Raw genomic sequence first — 1254 nt, 5'->3', positions numbered from 1 at the left:
CGCCAATCGTCACGTTCTTTTTGTCCCTCCTTGCGTACGCCAAAGAATTGAATAATCATTTCATCAGCTTTATCGAAAACTTCAAGTGAGCTGACATAACCATCAAGCATAGGTTTGCGAACACGCCATACCTTATCAAATCCAGAAACGAGTAAATGGAGGTGAAATTTTTGATCGAGAACATTAAGCCAAGGTCCCACTTGCTTAATGTTCTTTACTTTTCCAGTAAAAATTTGGATGCACCCTTTGTTACCGACAAAACACATAATTGGTAACTCTTGTTGTGCAACCTGTCTGAGCATCATCTCAACAGTTTCTATTTTTAACTCATCGGCAAATTCATTGCCGGCATGTTTCACAGCATCATGTCGATTAATTTTCAGTTCAGAAATAATCCCATGAAGCTGATGTACATCAGTCATCTGACGCCAACAATCTCGAAATTTTTCAACATCCAGCTTTGCCATATCACATTGTACAGGAGTAGGAACGGGAGAAATATCAAGTACAGGTGACTGATCGTCATGAAGTAATTTTTCAACAAGTACGGCCCATTCTTCCATATTTGTCGTGTCTTTAGAATAGAGTTTGAAAATAGCCATGCCAGATTGATCAAAGAATTGCAAACTTTTCATAGGTGTTCCGAGAATAATCACGTCATGCTCGAAACAAAACTTCCATTGTTTTGAAAAAATACGCAAGTCAATTTCACCGAGTGTTATCGGGATATGCTGGCTTTGAACAATCTTCTCAAAACATCCTGTTATTTCATGGACAGCATTATCATTCCGTGTCAATGCCATAACTGTTCCAAGTTTAGGAGCATTTTCCAAGAAAGTAGCGACATCAGCGCGTAGTTTTTTTGCTTTTCCGATTGTACAATAAGCCGCAATGAGTTCTGCTTCGGATATACCAATAGAATCCGCGAAATCGCGGTTACGCATCTCTTTTTTTTCTTCACGCAAGCGAATAATCATTTCGGCTGTGTATGACATGGGCTTATCCTTATGTTACCTGTTTGAAGGTTAATTATTTAATTTTACAACTAGAAAGACAGTAAGTCGAACCACTATCAACTAATGGTTCAACCCACCACTAAACAAGCCCTTATTTTATCAACAATAGAACAATAAAAACCGATAAATTACGAAGAGTTAAAGCTCAAACCTCAAAATTTGTTGTTCAAAGAACAATGAGAACAGAAACGCAATAATTTATTTTTTATCGATATAACCTTTTTAATTGATCTAATGA

At 37.2% G+C, this 1254-nt stretch carries 1 protein-coding gene; it reads right to left on the bottom strand.

Features of this window, described 5'->3' with window-relative positions:
• On the bottom strand, positions 1-995 hold a 995-nt coding region (locus ACFIKE_RS10810), incomplete at its 3' end, for a hemin-degrading factor (RefSeq protein WP_375649913.1).
• Between the last annotated feature and the right edge of the window lie 259 nt (positions 996-1254).

It is taken from the genome of Bartonella sp. MU70NMGDW (assembly GCF_042194085.1).
Lineage (GTDB): Bacteria > Pseudomonadota > Alphaproteobacteria > Rhizobiales > Rhizobiaceae > Bartonella > Bartonella grahamii.
This window is presented reverse-complemented; position numbering and strand designations above follow the sequence as displayed.